This is a genomic window from Priestia flexa (genome assembly GCF_021441905.1).
Taxonomy (GTDB): Bacteria; Bacillota; Bacilli; order Bacillales; family Bacillaceae_H; genus Priestia; species Priestia flexa.
Genome location: NZ_CP090431.1, coordinates 1115417 through 1133866 on the forward strand (window position 1 = coordinate 1115417; position 18450 = coordinate 1133866).

21 protein-coding genes and 1 riboswitch are annotated in these 18450 nt (G+C 38.1%); of the genes, 15 read left to right on the top strand and 6 right to left on the bottom strand.

Annotated elements, in window-relative coordinates; genetic code table 11:
- The first annotated feature begins 6 nt into the window (after window positions 1-6).
- The 8 genes from LZP85_RS05635 to LZP85_RS05670 all read left to right on the top strand — a co-directional run bounded on the left by LZP85_RS05635 (window position 7) and on the right by LZP85_RS05670 (window position 6679).
- Window positions 7-816 carry a ComEC/Rec2 family competence protein gene (locus LZP85_RS05635; RefSeq protein WP_142925363.1) on the top strand — a complete coding sequence of 270 codons (810 nt, stop codon included), beginning with the start codon at window positions 7-9 and terminating at the stop codon, window positions 814-816.
- A gap of 186 nt (window positions 817-1002) precedes the next feature.
- A complete protein-coding gene (locus tag LZP85_RS05640) occupies window positions 1003-1173 on the top strand; it encodes a YpmA family protein (RefSeq protein WP_064484047.1) in 171 nt (56 codons plus the stop codon).
- An 11-nt stretch (window positions 1174-1184) separates the two neighbouring features.
- A complete protein-coding gene (locus LZP85_RS05645; protein WP_025907365.1) occupies window positions 1185-1676 on the top strand; it encodes a cell wall elongation regulator TseB-like domain-containing protein in 492 nt (163 codons plus the stop codon).
- 128 nt (window positions 1677-1804) lie between these two features.
- Complete coding sequence (locus LZP85_RS05650; RefSeq protein ID WP_119542999.1) at window positions 1805-2989, top strand: pyridoxal phosphate-dependent aminotransferase; 1185 nt, start codon at window positions 1805-1807, stop codon at window positions 2987-2989.
- Between the two features lie 151 nt (window positions 2990-3140).
- Window positions 3141-4433: an asparagine--tRNA ligase gene (gene asnS, locus LZP85_RS05655; protein ID WP_061785561.1), complete on the top strand. Its 1293-nt coding sequence runs from the start codon at window positions 3141-3143 to the stop codon at window positions 4431-4433.
- A 213-nt stretch (window positions 4434-4646) separates the two neighbouring features.
- Window positions 4647-5351 (top strand): DnaD domain-containing protein, encoded by a 705-nt coding sequence (locus tag LZP85_RS05660; protein ID WP_025907372.1) that lies wholly within the window; start codon window positions 4647-4649, stop codon window positions 5349-5351.
- A gap of 157 nt (window positions 5352-5508) precedes the next feature.
- On the top strand, window positions 5509-6177 hold the full coding sequence (gene nth, locus LZP85_RS05665) for an endonuclease III (protein WP_119543000.1): 669 nt from the start codon (window positions 5509-5511) through the stop codon (window positions 6175-6177).
- Window positions 6161-6679 carry a YpoC family protein gene (locus LZP85_RS05670; protein ID WP_076513279.1) on the top strand — a complete coding sequence of 173 codons (519 nt, stop codon included), beginning with the start codon at window positions 6161-6163 and terminating at the stop codon, window positions 6677-6679. The genes nth and LZP85_RS05670 overlap by 17 nt, the downstream gene beginning before the upstream one ends.
- A 25-nt stretch (window positions 6680-6704) precedes the next feature.
- On the opposite strand, the gene LZP85_RS05675 is transcribed toward LZP85_RS05670, so the two are convergent.
- Window positions 6705-9422, bottom strand: coding sequence for a transglycosylase domain-containing protein (locus LZP85_RS05675; RefSeq protein WP_206782743.1), 2718 nt, complete (start codon window positions 9420-9422; stop codon window positions 6705-6707).
- Window positions 9423-9485: 63 nt separating this feature from the next.
- The gene (recU, locus tag LZP85_RS05680) at window positions 9486-10088 is read right to left on the bottom strand and encodes a Holliday junction resolvase RecU (protein WP_119543003.1); all 603 of its coding nucleotides are present in this window, start codon (window positions 10086-10088) and stop codon (window positions 9486-9488) included.
- Between the two features lie 116 nt (window positions 10089-10204).
- On the opposite strand from recU, the gene LZP85_RS05685 reads away from it, so the two are divergent.
- The 3 genes from LZP85_RS05685 (at window position 10205) to LZP85_RS05695 (ending at window position 12177) form a co-directional block, all read left to right on the top strand.
- A complete protein-coding gene (locus tag LZP85_RS05685; protein ID WP_224840122.1) occupies window positions 10205-11158 on the top strand; it encodes a DUF2515 family protein in 954 nt (317 codons plus the stop codon).
- A gap of 382 nt (window positions 11159-11540) precedes the next feature.
- Complete coding sequence (locus LZP85_RS05690) at window positions 11541-11786, top strand: hypothetical protein (RefSeq protein WP_119543005.1); 246 nt, start codon at window positions 11541-11543, stop codon at window positions 11784-11786.
- Between the two features lie 40 nt (window positions 11787-11826).
- The gene (locus LZP85_RS05695) at window positions 11827-12177 is read left to right on the top strand and encodes a YppE family protein (RefSeq protein ID WP_025907384.1); all 351 of its coding nucleotides are present in this window, start codon (window positions 11827-11829) and stop codon (window positions 12175-12177) included.
- A gap of 68 nt (window positions 12178-12245) precedes the next feature.
- On the opposite strand, the gene LZP85_RS05700 is transcribed toward LZP85_RS05695, so the two are convergent.
- Both LZP85_RS05700 and LZP85_RS05705 read right to left on the bottom strand, forming a co-directional pair.
- Complete coding sequence (locus tag LZP85_RS05700; RefSeq protein ID WP_167556155.1) at window positions 12246-12419, bottom strand: hypothetical protein; 174 nt, start codon at window positions 12417-12419, stop codon at window positions 12246-12248.
- A gap of 121 nt (window positions 12420-12540) precedes the next feature.
- Window positions 12541-12732, bottom strand: a complete 192-nt coding sequence (locus LZP85_RS05705; protein WP_025907386.1) for a YppF family protein — start codon at window positions 12730-12732, stop codon at window positions 12541-12543.
- A 239-nt stretch (window positions 12733-12971) separates the two neighbouring features.
- Between LZP85_RS05705 and LZP85_RS05710 the strand changes: the two genes are divergently transcribed.
- On the top strand, window positions 12972-13382 hold the full coding sequence (locus tag LZP85_RS05710; RefSeq protein ID WP_206782742.1) for a YppG family protein: 411 nt from the start codon (window positions 12972-12974) through the stop codon (window positions 13380-13382).
- Between the two features lie 74 nt (window positions 13383-13456).
- Here LZP85_RS05710 and LZP85_RS20855 read toward each other — a convergent pair whose 3' ends face one another.
- The gene (locus tag LZP85_RS20855; protein WP_404826303.1) at window positions 13457-14287 is read right to left on the bottom strand and encodes a CotG/ExsB N-terminal domain-containing protein; all 831 of its coding nucleotides are present in this window, start codon (window positions 14285-14287) and stop codon (window positions 13457-13459) included.
- A 131-nt stretch (window positions 14288-14418) separates the two neighbouring features.
- Here LZP85_RS20855 and LZP85_RS05715 point away from each other — a divergent pair, with 131 nt between their 5' ends.
- The 3 genes from LZP85_RS05715 (at window position 14419) to LZP85_RS05725 (ending at window position 18095) form a co-directional block, all read left to right on the top strand.
- Window positions 14419-15495, top strand: a complete 1077-nt coding sequence (locus LZP85_RS05715; protein ID WP_119543006.1) for a CotH kinase family protein — start codon at window positions 14419-14421, stop codon at window positions 15493-15495.
- 94 nt (window positions 15496-15589) lie between these two features.
- Window positions 15590-15714: riboswitch (SAM riboswitch) on the top strand.
- A 73-nt stretch (window positions 15715-15787) separates the two neighbouring features.
- On the top strand, window positions 15788-16933 hold the full coding sequence (locus tag LZP85_RS05720; RefSeq protein WP_076513271.1) for a trans-sulfuration enzyme family protein: 1146 nt from the start codon (window positions 15788-15790) through the stop codon (window positions 16931-16933).
- Window positions 16917-18095 (top strand): trans-sulfuration enzyme family protein, encoded by a 1179-nt coding sequence (locus tag LZP85_RS05725; protein WP_119543007.1) that lies wholly within the window; start codon window positions 16917-16919, stop codon window positions 18093-18095. The genes LZP85_RS05720 and LZP85_RS05725 overlap by 17 nt, the downstream gene beginning before the upstream one ends.
- Before the next feature lie 51 nt (window positions 18096-18146).
- Here the strand turns inward: LZP85_RS05725 and LZP85_RS05730 are convergent, their stop codons facing one another.
- Complete coding sequence (locus LZP85_RS05730) at window positions 18147-18413, bottom strand: hypothetical protein (RefSeq protein WP_025907398.1); 267 nt, start codon at window positions 18411-18413, stop codon at window positions 18147-18149.
- Between the last annotated feature and the right edge of the window lie 37 nt (window positions 18414-18450).

Sequence of the window (18450 nt, forward strand, 5' to 3'; positions counted from 1 at the left end):
TTTAATATGATTAAACGAAATATGTTAATATGGGCGGTATGCTTATGCTTTTTTAGCAACGGTTCTACCGTGCAAGGGGCTAGTCAAGTGGACTTTAGCCTTAAAGAAGATGAAGCAGCAATTTCTTTTTTTCCTTTATTCGATGGAGAAGCCACGCTTTTACAAGACGGAACGGATCGAGTTATTCTCATTAATACAGGTAGTAAAAAATCGCGAAAAGAGTTGGCGTATTGGCTGGATTTTTATCATATTAAGCAAATTAACCAAGTGATTATTACAAAGCAAAGCGAGAAATACAACGGAAATGTAGACTGGGTTACAAAGAAATATCAGGTGGAAGAAGTAGTTTTGCCTAAAGGCTCAAATGATTTACAAAGTCAACATATTCGCATGTGGCAAGTTAGGGATGTGTATCAGCTATCAAAGCATATTCATGTATCTGTTCTTTATCATGAGGAAGTAAATTCACCCTCAATGGATTTGATAGTAGCATTCGGCGAGCATCAAATGCTTTATATGAGTAACTCAGCATCTACTATTGAGAGGCATTTGCTTATGAAGCCATTAAAAAAAATAGACTTGATTAAACTCGCAAATTTTGGTGAAGGTGAGCCGCTGTCTGAGTCGTTTTTAAAGCAGTTAAACCCTCAGATTGGTGTTTTATTCTCAAAAGAAGACCGTACTATTCATCCTGAGCTTGTATCAAGATTAACGGATGGATGGGTTGAGTTATACGATACAAATAAAAGAGAATCGCTTTCTATTAAAATGTCACCTACCATCTATGACGTCATGAAATTTAAGAAGACTACCTAAATTTCTTTTGCAAAAGAAAGAGAGATAATTATAATGAAAATAGAGAGGCTTTAGAGGGAGCGGAACGAATTCTCTCAGTTTGATTTTATGTTTAGGTGGGGAATACAATAGCCCAAAAGCCAAGCCGTGTGTTATGATAAACAGATAATCATTTATTTAGAGGTGTTTGGTAAGAGGAGGAACAGCATGGAAAGCAAAATTGAAGTTTTATCAACCGTTCGTATTGAGCATTCTTCTGATTTATATAAAATTGTGGACAGCTTAAATCGAACGTTAAAAAAGAAAGATTTAATGTTTGGCCTAGCGTTAGACCAAGAAGATCAAAGTAAAGCAATTTTTACGATTTATCGTACATAAGTAGGGATAAAATGAAAAAGTGGTTTATTGGAATTGTTGTTGTTGTATGTTTAGTAGCAGGGTGGCAAACCCATTCAATTTATAAAGCGGCTGTAAACGATGTACAAGCTGACGAAAAAAAAGCATCAGCCAAGGCAAAAGAAGATTTTAATCTGAAATCTGTGACGAGTACACAAGCATATTTTGGAGATCATACATTTTATGTAGTAGAAGGTACTAACAATAAAAACGAAGATGTTATCGCTTGGGTTCCAAAAAGTCAAAAGCAAAAAGCGGTGCTAAAAAAAGTAGCAGATGGAATTACAAAAGAACAAGCCATAGAGATTGTTCAGCGAGACCGAGATCCAAAAGAAATTAAATCAGTTCGACTAGGAATTGAAAATGAAAAGCCGCTATGGGAAGTTACGTATATTGATCAAGAAGAAAAACATTTAACTTACTACTATCTTGATTTTACAAGCGGAGAGTTTATGAAGCGCTATAGCTTAACAAAACCTGAATGAGTTTATTTATAACGTATGTTTACACATACGTGTTATAAAACGCTTTGCACCTTAGAGTGAAGCAAAATTGTTGCTATAATCAGCTTTACATAGCTGATTATAGCCGTAGTTCATAGGGGGAGATTTTAGTGAAATTAGCAAAACGTGTATCAGCTTTAACACCATCATCGACATTGGCTATTACAGCCAAAGCAAAAGAGCTCAAAGCCGCAGGACATGACGTCATTGGCTTAGGTGCAGGTGAACCAGATTTTAATACGCCGCAGCATATATTAGAAGCATCTGTAAAAGCAATGAATGAAGGCCAAACAAAGTATACGCCTGCAGGTGGACTTATGCCTTTAAAAGACGCAATTATTGAAAAGTTTAACCGTGATCAGAGCTTAACATACAAGCCATCTGAAGTTATTGTATGTTCAGGTGCAAAGCATGCTTTGTATACATTGTTTCAAGTAATTTTAGATGAGGGAGATGAAGTGATCATCCCAACTCCTTACTGGGTAAGTTATCCTGAACAAGTAAAGCTAGCAGAAGGTACACCGGTTTATGTTGAAGGTTCTGAAAATAATGAATTTAAAATTACGCCAGCACAGCTAGAGTCAGTGATTACTAGTAAAACAAAAGCTGTGATTTTAAACTCACCAAGTAACCCAACAGGTATGATTTATACGCGTGAAGAGCTAGAAGCAATCGGTGAAGTTTGCTTAAAGCATAATGTATTAATTGTATCAGATGAAATCTATGAAAAGTTAGTATACGATGGTGCAGAGCATGTTTCGATTGCAGAGCTATCACCAGCGCTTAAAGAGCAAACGATTATTATTAACGGTGTATCTAAATCTCACTCAATGACAGGATGGCGCATTGGTTACGCAGCTGGTAATGAGACCATTATAAAAGCAATGACGAATCTAGCGAGTCACAGCACGTCTAACCCAACGTCGATTGCTCAATATGCAACAATTGCAGCTTATAACGGAACGCAAGAGCCAGTGGAAATGATGCGCAAAGCTTTTGAAGAGCGCTTAAACGTAATGCATAAACAACTTAATGACATTCCTGGTTTTTCTTGTTTAAAGCCTCAAGGTGCATTCTATTTGTTCCCTAATGCAATCGAAGCTGCTAGACTAACAGGATTTGAAACAGTTGATGCTTGGGTAGAAGCGATTTTAGAAGAGGAAAAAGTAGCGCTTGTTCCAGGTTCAGGATTCGGTTCTCCTGAAAATGTTCGTTTATCTTATGCTACTTCGCTTGAGCTATTAGAAAAAGCAGTGGCGCGAATTGCGGCATTTATGGCAAGACACATGAAATAAAGTGATGGAGAGCGGCTTCTATAGAAGCCGCTCTTTTATTGGTGATGTCATAAGTTTCCCATGATTGTTACTTGTTATTGTGAGTGTCGAAATGTATAATAGGGTGGCATACATAATTAAAGGATGTAAGTTTTTTGGAGGGATTTTAATCGTGAAAATTACGATTTCTGAAGCAAGTAAGCACGTTGGAAAAGAAGTGACAATCGGTGCTTGGTTAGCAAATAAACGTTCAAGTGGTAAAATTGCATTCCTACAGCTTCGAGACGGCTCTGGATTTATTCAAGGGGTTGTTGTGAAAGCAGAAGTAGGGGAAGATATTTTCAAAAAAGCAAAAGCCTTAACGCAAGAATCTTCTTTATACGTAACAGGAACTGTTCAAGAAGATGAACGTTCACCTTTTGGATATGAATTAACAGTAACGGATGTAGAAGTTATTCATGAAGCAGTTGACTATCCAATTACGCCAAAAGAGCACGGGACAGAGTTCTTAATGGACAACCGTCACTTATGGTTACGTTCAAAGCGTCAACACGCTGTAATGAAAGTGCGTAACGAAATTATTCGTGCAACATATGAATTCTTTAATCATAATGGATTTACAAAAGTAGATCCTCCAATCTTAACGGGAAGCGCGCCAGAAGGTACAACAGAACTTTTCCATACGAAGTACTTTGATGAAGATGCATTCCTTTCACAAAGTGGCCAACTTTATATGGAAGCAGCTGCAATGGCACTTGGAAAAGTATTTTCATTTGGTCCAACTTTCCGTGCAGAAAAATCAAAAACGCGTCGTCATTTAATTGAGTTCTGGATGATTGAGCCTGAAATGGCGTTCTATCAATTTGAAGATAGCTTAAAAGTACAGGAAGAATACGTATCACACGTGGTTCAGTCAGTACTAGAGAACTGTAAGCTAGAGTTAAATGTACTAGGTCGAGATACGTCTAAATTAGAGCAAATTAAAGCTCCGTTCCCACGTATTACGTATGATGATGCACTAAAATTCTTACATGAAAAAGGATTTGATGATATTCAGTGGGGGGATGACTTCGGTTCACCACACGAAACGGCTATCGCAGAAAGCTATGATAAACCTGTGTTTATCACGCACTATCCAACGTCATTAAAACCATTCTACATGCAGCCGGATCCAACAAATGCAGATGTAGTGTTATGTGCAGATTTAATTGCGCCAGAAGGTTATGGTGAAATCATTGGTGGATCAGAGCGTATTCACGACCAAGAACTACTAGCTCAGCGCGTAGCAGAACATGAGCTAGATACAGAAACATATAAATGGTACTTAGAGCTTCGTAAGTATGGATCAGTTCCACATTCTGGATTCGGATTAGGGCTTGAGCGTACGGTAGCATGGATTAGTGGTGTTGAACACGTTCGTGAAACAATTCCATTCCCACGCTTATTAAACCGTTTGTATCCTTAATAGAAGCGAAGTGACTTCGGATGTAAAATTGTTACATTAGAAAAAGGTGGCATTACGCCATCTTTTTCTAATGAATGTTGTTTCACATTAAATAAACGTCCACCCTTTTTAGAAAACGGTGGATTTTTATTTGTTTTTTGATGAAAGTTTTCGTAAACAGTTTTTCGTTTTCATCTGTCCTTCGTGATATACTAACTTTAGAGGTGTTCCAAAATGAAAAAAGATGACATGATCGCATGGTTTGAGCAAGGCTCAGTTTCTATTCCAAAGCTATTGTTTAATCACTATAGCGATTTAGGCTTAGACGAAACAGAATTTATGATGCTGATGCATCTTAATGTATTTATTGATAGTGGTGAATCCTTTCCCACTCCACATGATCTCTCTGCAAAAATGAGCGTCTCCACGACAAAGTGTATGGAAGTACTTCGAAATCTTATTCAAAAAGGTGTTCTAACGATCGAACAGCTTGATGATTCCTCTTCGGTTATTTCTGAGCAATATTCTCTTAAACCGCTTTGGAGAAAGCTAATCAATTTATTAATGCAAGAAAATCAAAATGAAGTGCAGCAAGAGCAGGAGCAAGAAGAGATAAATTTATATTCTATTTTTGAAAAAGAGTTTGGTCGTCCGCTTTCGCCGTTTGAATGTGAAACGTTGGCTATGTGGGTAGACCAAGATCATCACGACCCACTCATTATTAAAACGGCTCTTCGTGAATCAGTTATGTCCGGAAAATTAAACTTTCGATACATCGACCGCATCTTGTTTGAGTGGAAGAAAAACGGCATTAAGACTATTGATCAAGCACGAGCGCATAGTCAAAAATTTAGGCAACATCAACAACCAAAAAATCAGAAGCCTTCTCAATCTCAAAATTCCTCAGCCGTTCCATTTTTCAACTGGCTTGAACAGTAAAGTAACATGCTCTATTACTTAGAGTGGTTAACGGAAGAGGAAAGCTGATTCAACATCAGGCGTGCCTGATGTTGAATCAGCTTTTTTAGCATGATAATACATACCAAAATAAAAAGGGGTGAAAAGCTAAAACAAATTAAGTTTGTTTTAGTAAGCTATGTTAAATCTAACACAAATTCGTCACTGCTTAGGCGTAATGGCTGAAATGTTTCCTGATGCACACTGTGAATTAAATCATAAAAATCCATTTGAGCTTGTGATTGCAGTTGCTCTATCCGCTCAGTGTACGGATGCACTTGTCAACAGAGTAACAAAAGAATTATTTCAAAAATATCAAACACCTGAGGATTATTTAGCTGTTTCATTAGAAGAGCTTCAGCAAGATATTCGTTCAATAGGTCTTTATCGTAATAAAGCAAAAAATATTCGAAAGCTGTGTGAGCTTTTAATTCATGAGTACAACGGTGAAGTACCGCAAGATCGAGATGAGCTTACTAAGCTTCCTGGAGTGGGCCGAAAGACAGCTAATGTCGTCGTTTCCGTGGCTTTTGGTATTCCTGCTATTGCGGTTGATACGCACGTGGAACGGGTTAGTAAAAGGCTTGGTATTTGTCGGTGGAAAGATTCAGTATTAGAAGTAGAAAAAACGCTGATGCGAAAGGTTCCAAAAGAAGAGTGGGGAGTTACTCATCACCGCTTAATTTTCTTTGGTCGCTATCACTGTAAAGCTCAGTCTCCGCAATGCCCAACCTGTCCATTATTAGAGCTGTGTCGAGAAGGAAAAAAGCGAATGAAAGCGAGAGGTGAGCATGTTAGCAAAAGTTAAAGTGCCGCCTGAATTTAAGCGTGATCCATTTTTTTTCGCACAAGATGTTATTTCGTTTCAGCCGCCTCTGCTAAGGCATAAAACGCATCATCAACCAGTTTTTATCTATGATATAGTAGCGAAAGAAGAAGGGCTTTTAGAAGCACCATGGAATTCACTAGAAGACTGTATCCCCTCGTTGTTTATAGAATGGAAAACCCAAGAGAAAATTCTCCATGAACAATTTTCTCTGCGTAAAGTGACAAACGCAAAAGAGATAGTCACTGAATGGAGTGGACGGTTTTTAAGCGCGCTGTTTTGGATTAATGGGGGACCTCTTCAAGGTCTTACAGCACTGGAAGCTAATATTCAAAAGCTAACATACAAGCCAGTTAACACGTCTGAGCGCGTATTATTTTTGTTGAAAAAGCCTGGAATGTATCACTCATTCGTTCAACTTAGTGAACTATATACAGAATTGCAAAAGCAGTATGCCATTAAGCGTATACGTTTAAAAAAATAAACCGCTCATCGTGAGCGGTTTATTTTTATTCATTTTCAGTTTGTTGATCTGGAGTGGCAGGAGGCTGTTGGTTGTTTCCTTGTCCATTGCCGTTAGTGCCATTATTTCCGTTTCCATTATTGCCATTGTTTCCAGGCTGACTAGGTGGTTCACTTGGGTTCTCCGTTTCACCTTGATCAGGCTGTTGACCTTGATCAGGGTTCTCTGGACCTTCGCTATCAGGCTGATCGGTTTCTTCACCATCGTTTTCATCTTCAGGGCGCGTTCCTTCATCAGGATTTTGCTCTTCATCACCCGGTTCGGATTCCGAATCATCTTCTGGTTCCTCTTCAGCTGTTTGAGGTACCTTTACAGAAGCACTTGCGCTGCCGGCGTTATTTGTACTTAAGCTGAAGCTATACGTCGCACCTGGAGTAGGTGATGGGATAGAGGTGCTGCCAGCACTTCCTTTATCCGCTAACGTTTGGCTCGCGCCATCAGAAGAGGTCATATTGACGGTAAATTCCGTTTCGTCATCGCCACCTGACCAGTTAACGTTAATGGCGTTAGAACCTTCGCTGAAGGAAGCTGTAAGTTTTGCTTTTTCTTCTTTCTCTTCTTTCTCTTCTTTTTCTTTCTCTTTTTCTACAAAGACTTGAGAAACTTTTGTTGGCTCTGTGCCGCGTACGAAGTACTCATACGTGATTGAATCTTTTGGTGTTGCACCACTTGGTTTCTTCACATCTTTACTTGAGACTTTTTCAACGGCACGTTTTACCACGCTATCAGGTTGTTTAAAGCTGCCTTTTTCTTCACCTTGAGATACGTGTGTAATGACTTGCTTGAAAATATTCTTTGCCATGGCTTTTTCGTTTTCACTATAAATATAGCCGTCGGAATTTTTCTCATATCCTGTCCAAACTGATACCGTGTATTTTGGCGTGAAGCCCGAGAACCACACATCTTTTACGCCGCCTTCTGGAATATTAAAGCTTGCTTTTTCCTTGGCACTAAAGTTAGATGTTCCGGTTTTACCTGCGATGTCTAAGCCAGGTACACGTGCAGCACGTGCTGTTCCGTACGGTGCTTCAACAACGGATTTCATCATGTCCGTTACCATAAACGCCGTGTAGTCTTGCATCGCACGCTTCGGTTTTGGCGATAGGTCTAACTCTGTACCATCTGAGAATTTTACTTTTGTTACCGTATAAGGTTTTGTAAACATTCCTTCGTTAGCAAATGCGCTATAAGCGCCGGCTAGTTCCATAGGCGTAACACCTTCAGTAAATCCACCGATAGAAAACGCTTCGGCAAACTTTTCGCCGCTAGATTCTCCAAGCTCAAGACCTAAGCCTTCACCGAACTCTTGTGCTTTATCAGCTCCTACAGCTTGGAAGGCTTTTAAAGCAGGGATATTTAACGAACGTCCTAGTGCTTCACGAGCTGATACCCAGCCTTTATAGTTTCGGCTATAGTTTCGAATTTGCGTACCGTTTGAGTATTGATGTGGTTCATCCTTAATTGGTTCTGCGGTAGACCATTTTAAATACTCAACGGCTGGTCCATAGTCAAGAACAGGTTTGATTGTTGAGCCTGGTTGACGCTCGATGTCGGTAGCAAAGTTTAGGCCTCCAGCTACGCGGTTACGACCTCCACCAATTGCTTCAACTGCACCTGTCTCATTGTCTAACACGACAAGACCAGCCTGGAACTTATCGTTAGGGAAGGTGATAATTTCGTTATTCATTAATTGGTCAACATAATCCTGTGCATCCACGTCAAGCGTTGTGTAGATTTCTAATCCAGAAGAAGAGACGTTAGCATCCGTTTTTTCTTGAACTTCTTCAATTACTTGGTCGATGAATACATCATACTTTGACGTTTTCTCATTTTGTTCAACCAAATTTGCCTGCACGTCAACTTGCTTTGCTTTATCTGCTTCTGCTTGTGTAATAAATCCGTTTTTAGCCATTAAATTTAATACTGTGTTACGGCGTTTTGTAGCATTCTCTGGGTTTTTATACGGATTATACGTTGATGGTGCTTTTGGTAAGCCAGCGAGCATAGCGGCTTGATCAATTGTTAAATCGTTTAGATCAGTCACGCCATAAAATGTTTCTGCTGCTTTGGCGATACCGTATACTTCTCCAGTCGAGAAGTAGATTTTGTTTAGGTACATTTCAAGAATTTGCTGTTTTGAATATTTACGTTCTAGCTGATAAGAGAGCCACATTTCTTGTACTTTACGCTTTACGGTTTTTTCAGGTGATAAAAATGAATTTTTCACAACCTGCTGCGTAATGGTACTTGCGCCTTCTGATCCAAAGCCCTCTTTGAAGTTGGCCACTACAGCGCCACCAATTCGATAAAAGTCAATTCCATGGTGTTTATAAAAGCGAACATCTTCGGTTGCAATGAACGCATTTTTAACAGTCTGAGGAATTTCATCATATTGTACGTATGTACGCTTTTCGCCTCCGACTTCTTTAATGACCGTTTTTCCATCGTTTGCGTAAATCTTAGATGAAAACGAGTCTTTTAAAACAGAGTCGTCAACTTTAGGTGCATCGCTTATTAATGCGAAAAAGGTTCCAACACCAGCTATCAGTCCAATAATACCTAAAATGAAAACTGCAGCAACAATCTTGCGGAAAATGCCGCCTTTTTTCTTTTCTTTTTTCTTGTTTCCTTGTGGTTTGTTCGTTTGTTTGTTGTCATTCATTGCTCGTCTTCGTTCTTCACGCGAGCGATAATTATCTGACATAAAAGCTCCTACCTTTCAAACAATTGTAAGAGAATGATTTCCGTAAACATATATATCATACTCTTAAAAATACAATTTATCTATAGTTTTTATGTAATCGATTCTAGGATGGTAACCAAGTTCGATTAAATGTCCTTTTTTTTCAATATCGGCTTTTGGGATGGATTTTCGTCCATCTTTTTTCATATCTTGCCAATAGGGAAAAAGGGACGGTGCTTCAAAAAGGTATATTTCTTCCAAAGAAGTAAACATTAATATAACGAATGAGATTCCATTTTGTTTCACGATCTGGTTCATATGTTGAATTTGATGTTCGTGAAAATTACGCAAGGGAAAAGACGTTTTATTTTTTGTTTCTTTTGCTTCAAAATCAATATACTTTCCTTTGTATACGCCGTTGTAATCGGTTGTAGAAGCTTGTTTAAAATAAGCTTCTTTAATAACTGCAGCACTTCGCTTAGGATAGTCAACGTTCACAATTTGAATCGGCGTAGGTTTTTTATGAACCACTGCTATTCCTTGTGCTAAATAATACTCATTGGTTTCATTTAAATCTTCTTCCAAAGTCATACCTCGATTACTGTATACGGGCTCAACTTTCGCCCGGGAAGGACTGTTGGGATGCTTAGCAGGGTTATATGCTTTTCCGTTAGGATAACGAATCATGCACCATCACTCCTTTACTTAATTTCACACACGCACACTCTATTATACCAAATTTCAGTTGAGATAGAATGAAAACATACTTCGTGTTCATACCAAATGTAAAGGAAGAAAGCAGCATGTTGACAAGCTTTGAACAGCAAGTAGTGGAAACAATTAGGCTCAAAACAAAACAGTTGAACATTGATAATATATCAAGAACAGAAGCTTACGCAACTTTTTACAATAATCATCCTGAAGTAAAGTGGTCGTTTCTTGCTAGCATGGTTTCACGAAACGCAGGCTGGAATATGTGTGACTTGCAGGGAAAGTGGTTTCCTGAGCTACTATCTATAGAAACGCGAGATTTATTGTTTTTAACGTACGAGCGAGCGAATTGGCTGATCTTTCAAGACGCTTTTCCGCAGCTGCTGCTATATGAAATATCAAAAAAACACGAGAAGTCTTATTTTCACCTTCTTGAATATTTTGATGTATCTCCGTTCATGTACGAAAAATGGACTGTCTTTTGGGAAAGGAAGAAAGAAATTGAGCTTATGCATGCTCTCATTATTAATGAACAGCATATTATTGAGCCAGCGGTAATAGCACATCCTTTCTACCAGAAGAAAGTGTTTCATCGCTTAGTATTTCACTTTCAGGACTCTTTGCATTTTAGTTCCGTTTTGTTCCCTACAATGGAAGGTGAAATTTATGGGTGCTCCGTACATAGCTTCACCAAGGTAGATGAGCGAATTAAGCTTGGTAAAAAGCTCGGTGAACTGCTGTTTTCACAAGCTTTGTATCCAAAGTTCCTTCAGTTTTCAATGTCGACTGTTCATACGGGATCACGCGTTGATTATGAACAGTATGTATTTCGGTCTAAAAGAAGAGACACACCCTATTTACGAATGACCTTTCCAATTGTTTCACATCATGAGAAAAAAAGGGGACAGTGGAGAATTTCAAAGCGTAGAGAGAAGAAATTAATGAAGAGTCTTGATTTATCCGCACCTATGCCGATTACGGAGTGGTACCAAAATAAACAGAAGCAGCTGCATGTCTTGGTAGGAATAAAGAAGTTTTTTAGATAGAAAAAGCTGTTTTGTACAAACAGCTTTTTTTATCTAGGTGGACATATTACGTAGACGGACGGTTTGGTCCGTTTAATTTTTTGGGGTCACCAAATGTTTTTGTTTCAGGCTTGTTTTTTGGCTGTTTTTGTTCATGCTTATTTGCCACTTCTTACACCTCCAAATGAATGTTGTAACAAAGTTGACTGCACATACAATACGTGTTTCTTGCACAATCTAATCATAGTGTTTTCACTCATCCTCATTTCAATTCGTGCAAATTAAAACATTTTCTGCGTAAAACATCTTTCTTTGCCGAATGGAAACTAGTTTTGTCATGTGTGAAGGTAGATTAAAAATAAAAAGAGAATAGGTAGTTAAACGAAAAGTTGGAGGGATGGCTATGAAGCTGAAAATGGTAAATACGAACGAAGTGTTAAGTTTATTCGATAATGTATTAGAGCAAATAGATGTTGTAGAAGATACATTATCTTCACAAGTTAATCAAGCGTTTACTACTTGTGAAGAAGCATATAGCAATCACGTTCAGCGTATTGACCAGTCGTTACGAGAAATTGAAGCTGCAGCCTATGAAATCCCACCTCAATCAGAATGGCGGAGAAGAGAAGTACTACTACGTACAGTGTAACGATGATTTATGGTACAATGTCATCGTTGAGGTGACAAATATGAATTTAATGATAGAAGCAACAAAGGTACTACATCACTATAATGAGTTAGCTCTTACTCGTTTATCCACTATTAAAAGTAATTCAGAGTATGAGGTGAATTTCTTTGGGGAGGTCAAACCATATGTTGATCAGTTTTTTTATGAGTTAGATATGTGGACGGATCTTGTTACCAAGTGGCTCAAAGAAACAAAGCCTAAATATATTCACATCAATCAAGTAGATACCCTTCGTGAAAACTTGCAAAACGTAGTGCTCCAGTCTTTTTATCAAGAGACGCGAGACAAGCGCTTTAAGCAAATGTATCAGTCAAATAAGTACGTATTAGAGTCCATTTTAATGAACGGTTAAGTTTGATTAAACAGTAAAAGCCTAAAGGTGTGTTTACACTTTTAGGCTTTTGCTGTGTTGTAATTGAATTAATCGTTATCTTTTTGCACGTGGATGCTAACAGCAGGATCGTCTTCCGTACCGACTGTATTGATTACATAATCCACTTTTTGAGTGTGTTTTGGTGTAACCGGCTGCCCCGCTTGCGAAACGGTTGGTTCATGCCCTTGCTTTTTATGGTTAAAGTGTTTTCCTCGACTCATCGAAACTCCTCCTTGAAATGAAATGGACGATCTTTTTTAATATGCGTCACAGTAGCGATGAGTATAAGTAGTTAAATATAGAAAAGCCCTCAGTCAATTAGCTGAGGGCAATGTAGTACAATTAATTCTCGTGTGCAAATTCGGGTTTTGAAGCTCCGATTTGTTCTAACTCACGAACGGCGATTTTATAATCGGATAGTGTTAAACAACCTTTTAAATACTGCTGCTGCGCAAAGTCTAGCAGCTCATTACTTGAAGTTGGCTCATATTGTTTTTTAGCCATAAAAGCTTGTTGAAGCTCGTTCACATACATGTAAATTCACTCCTTATCCCCATTTTGTGTGCTTGTCTTGTTAGCATCACTTATAGTTATCGTAACATAGATTGAAATTATCTCGTTTTTTTGAAAAATTTAAACTTTCGACAGAAACTAACATTTTTCACAACTTTCTTCTAAATATAAAGTGAAAAATAAAAGGTGTAGTGCGTCACCTCAGATTGAGTACCCACATACCATATAATAAAATTTTTAAAGGGAGGTAGCGAGCCAGTATGTATAATCAACAGAATCCTTATCCATATTACATGCAGAATCAATGGGAAGAAGAACGGTTTGATTTAAGTCAGGTGTACCCATTTCCAGAATATCATCAGCAACCATGGCATCATACACAGTTGCCGCAACAGCCTTATGCTCAAGTTCCACCCCAAATGCAATATGTAAACAACCAACAGCAATCCCCTTTTTATCAAAATGGAATGCCTTTTCCAAATCCTTATCCAAAAGGTAATCAGCAAATGAAGCAACAGCCTAACCAGTTTCATTCTTTAATGTCTCAATTTAAATCTTCAGACGGAAATTATGACGTTAATAAAATGATGAATACAGCGGGACAGATGATGGGAGCAATGAATCAATTAACAAACTTAGTAAAAGGGTTTACAGGTATCTTTAAAATATAAAGAATTGTATAGCATGTAAATGGAATAAAAGGGCTCTACAAGAAGCTATAACGTCTTGTAGAGCATGTAATGTTTTATCTAAAGAAGCGGTTGAATGGGTGATTACAGAAGCAAGGAGAATGGTCACATTTTTTAACTGGCTTTTTGCCTGTAATTGGATGGCTTGTTAAGTTAGGTAAGTGTGAATGCCCAGTTTTTTTCTTGTGACCAGATTTTTTTGAAGAGTGTTTCTCTTTTTTATGGGAATGTTTAAACGTTTGAGAAGATTGATGCTTATTGTAAGAGTGTTTTTCTTTACAGAAACATGTTTTTTTCTTTTCAGAGCGGTGTTTTTTATGAGAGTGTTTTGTGGAATGAGAATGCTTTTTACAAGAACGGTGCTTTTTATGAGAATGCTTTGTAGAGTGAGAGTGTTTTTTGCAAGAACGGTGCTTTTTATAAGAGTGCTTTGTGGAGTGAGAGTGTTTTTTGCAAGAACGGTGCTTTTTATAAGAATGCTTTGTAGAGTGAGAGTGTTTTTTGCAAGAACGGTGCTTTTTATAAGAGTGCTTTGTAGAGTGAGAGTGTTTTTTGCAAGAACGGTGCTTTTTATAAGAGTGCTTTTCTTTACAGAAGCACGTTACTTTTTTGTGAGAACGATGCTTTTTGTGAGAACGTGAGCTTTTCGTACAGTACTTGTTTTCCGTTCTTTTCTCTGTTTTCTTTTCTGTCTTTTTCTCCGTCTTTTTGTGAGAAAGAGCTGTTTTTTTAGATGAACTTTTTGAGCTATGACCTTTTGGTTCTTGATACATAAATCTGCCTAGCTCTGATTTTTGTAAAGATTCAGCAGCTTTACGAATACGCTTAGATTGAATATACAATCTAAAAACCTCCTTATGAGAATCATTTTTTTTGCCTTTCACCATAAGATACGCTTAATACGCCGTACTTGCTATGAGATAAACGTGGAATTTTAAGAAATAACCAAGGAGTTTCTAGCATCTCGGTGGGAGATGAGCTCATATAATTTAAAATGTATCCAAAAGGAGGGAAAGAGATGGGAATTGCCACCTATTCTGTTTTTGCTAATGTTCGGGACTTTAAAGAACTAAAGGCCGACATCTGGTCTGAAGATTCCATACCCGCAGTGATGAAAGTTCATAAAAAGAGGTATGAAATAGGCTTAACTCTAAGGGGATCACACATCCGAGAAATGAGAAAGAAATCGTACTATATAGAGTTTTATTCACCAAATAAATTCGGGAAGACCAACGAAATTCATCTCAATGCAGAATATAAAGATCCATCGCTAGTTCGCAATAAACTATCGCTCGATTTCTTTTCAGACCTTGGCGTACTATCACCGAAATCACAGTTTGTTCATCTCACCATTAACGGGAAAAATGAAGGTGTTTATTTACAGTTAGAATCGGTAAACGAGTACTTCTTAACAAAGCGTAGTTTGCCAAAAGGCTCTATCTTTTACGCTGTAGACGGAGATGCCAACTTCTCGTTAATGAGTGATTTGGATGAGAAGCCAAAAGAATCGCTTCAATCAGGGTACGAAACAAAAGTAGCGTACGGAAAAGATGAAGAAGCGTTAGAATATTTTATTTATAACTTGAATACATGGACGAATCAAGAGTTTGAAGATAATATTGAAAAGCACTTGGAGGTAGATCGCTATTTAGCCTGGTTGGTGGGAGTAATTTGTCTTCAAAACTTTGATGGTTTTGTTCATAACTATGCTTTGTACCGGAACAGTGATACGAAGTGCTTTGAACTCCTTCCTTGGGACTATGATGCTACGTGGGGGCGCGATGTCAACGGAGATGAAATGGAAAGTAACTATGTGAGAATGGAAGGGTTTAATACGTTAACAGCACGACTTTTGGCCATATCAAAATTTAAGAAACAATATATTGAAAAAATGAATTCTGCGCTAAATCATCAGTTCACTGTTAACTATATGAAACCAAAGATTGAAGCACTCCACCAGCTGATTCTGCCTTATGTAGAGAAAGATCCGTATATACAGCACAAGTTAGCTACTTTTTATCAAGAACCTGCGTTTATTTGTGACTTTATTAAAGACAGAGCAGCCTATATAAGAAAATCAATGAAGTCTTTTTGAATAAATGAGACAATTGAAATTGTTTAGAAAATTCTATTGACATTCTTTGTTATTTTTATTAAAGTATACACAATGAATAATTAACTTAATAAAACTCTTATCCAGAGTGGCGGAGGGACTGGCCCTGCGAAGCCCGGCAACCATCAAACCATATGTTAGTCAGTGAGTTTGAACGGTGCTAATTCCTGTGAAATACGATTGTATTTTAACAGATGAGAGAAGTCGTGATTAAGCGAACGCTCTTCCATCTGTGAAGAGTTTTTTTTATTTACTGCAAAGAGGAGAGGACATTATGCATATTGAAACACTACTTGTTCGTTCGGGCGTCAATCGAGACCCTGCTACAGGTTCCATTACAACACCTATTTATCAAGCATCTACGTTTGCACACCCCCGTTTAGGAGAAAGCACAGGATATGACTATGCTAGAACAGCTAATCCAACAAGAACAGCGTTAGAAGATGCGATCACTGCGTTAGAAGAAGGCGAAGTTGGAGCGGCATTTGCTTCGGGAATGGCAGGAGTTATGGCTGTACTTGCTTTGTTTAAAAACGGTGATCATTTAATCGTCTCTGAAGATTTATACGGTGGTACATACAGAGTTTTAAATGATATTTTTGCAGAACAAGGTGTAGAAGTAACGTATGTAAATACAGCTCATTTAGACCAAGTTAAAGCAGTATTAAAGCAGAATACGAAAGCGTTATTTATTGAAACACCGACAAATCCAATGATGCACGTAACGGATTTAAAAGGAATAATTGAACTTGCTAAAGAAAGTAACTTGTTAACAATTGTGGATAATACGTTTATGTCACCTTATTATCAAAGACCTCTTTCTCTTGGAGCGGATATCGTTATTCATAGCGCTAGTAAATACATTGGTGGTCACAATGACGTAGTAGCCGGGTTAGTCGTTGCACGATGTCGCGAGCTAGGTGAAAAAATTCGCTTTTATCAAAATGCAGCAGGTGCAATTTTAGGTCCGCAAGATAGCTGGTTGTTGCTGCGAGGTATTAAAACGCTTGCTTTGCGCATGGAGAAACACAATGAAAATGCGCTGAAAATTGCGAATTGGCTGACTTCACATGAGCTGGTTGAGAAAGTGTACTATCCAGGTCTTGAATCTCATCCAGGCTATCACGTAATGAAGCAACAAGCAGGAGGTTTTGGCGGAATGATTTCCTTCGCTGTAACGGACCCGCAAATTGTGCCAGTCTTACTTGAGAATATAAAGGTGATTACCTTTGCTGAAAGTCTAGGTGGTGTGGAGAGCTTAATGACGTTCCCAGCTCGTCAGACTCACGCAGATATTCCAGAAGAAATACGAAATCGAGTTGGCGTAACGAATTGCTTATTACGCTTATCTGTTGGGATTGAACATGCAGAGGATTTAATTCAAGACTTAAAGGAGGCATTTGATGCATACAACCAATAAACACTCATTTGGTACAAATTTAATTCATGCAAAAACAGGTATTGATGGACATTTTGGAGCGGTAAATGTTCCCATTTATCAAGTGTCTACTTTCAATCTAGAAGACGAAACAAACGGTGGGCGCTATGACTATTCGCGTTCAGGTAATCCAACACGAGAAGCTTTAGAAAATACGATTGCACAGCTTGAAAATGGAGCTGCTGGGTTTGCTTTTTCATCAGGAATGGCCGCTGTATCATCTGTTCTTTGTTTATTTGAAGCAGGCGATGAAATTATCGTTTCAAACGATATCTATGGTGGCACATATCGCGTATTAACAAGATTATTTTCAAAGTTTGGTATTAAAACTACATTTGTCAACATGACAAATGTAGATGAAGTAGAGGAAGTCATTTCGAGCCAAACAAAAGCGATTTACATTGAAAGCCCATCAAATCCATTCTTACAGGTAACGGATATTAAAAGCGTTGCAGCGTTAGCTAAACGCTATGACCTGTTAACAATCGTTGATAATACGTTTATGACACCTTACTTGCAGCAGCCAATTAATTTAGGGGCAAATATCGTCATTCATAGTGCGACAAAGTATATTAGTGGCCATAGCGATGTAATTGGTGGATTGGTTGTTGTAAGTGATGAAAAGCTTGCTGATGAAGTAAAGTTTGTTCAAAACGCATTTGGAGCTATTTTAGGGCCACAGGATTGCTTCTTATTTCTACGAGGCATTAAAACATTAAAAGTAAGGTTAGATCAGCAACAACAAACGGCTTTAGAGCTAGCGAAATGGTTTGAAGAGCAACGTGACGTCGAAGCGGTTTATTACCCAGGACTGAAGACACATCCTGATTATGAATTGATTACTGAGCAGGCAAACGGATACGGAGCAATTATTTCGTTTAAATTAAAAAATGATGAACTCGCACAGCATATATTAAAAAACGTGCGCTTATCTTCGATTGGTGTAAGTTTAGGCGCAGTTGAATCCATCTTAACACACCCAGCAACAATGTCTCACGCTAGTATTCCAAAAGAAGTGAGAGAGGAAAAAGGCATTACAGAATCGCTGTTACGCTTATCAGTTGGACTGGAAGAGTATGAGGATTTAAAAGAAGATTTTAATAATGCTCTAATTTCTTTTCAAGAAAAAGCCGTAACTAAATAATAATAGAAGAAAAGAGGTTGTTTCTAGATTTAAATAGAAACAACCTCTTTTTTAGCAATTTCTGAGTAGTTTTGTATACAGGTCGATTAAAGCCAGCTGTTCGCTATGAGCAAGACTGCTATTGTTAATCCGCTGAACGGCCAGTTCATATTTTACCTCAGGAGATTTACGAACGCGAGGATGCGTCATTTCATCACGTAAATCCTTTTGAATAGCATAGGATAACTTTTCTTTAACGGAAAGATTATCTTGGTTGGAAAAAGAGCGATTTACCCAAAGTTTTTGATAGGCGCTAAACAATTGTTCATCTGATATCACGATGCATAAACTCCTTTTATTAATATACGTATTAGTT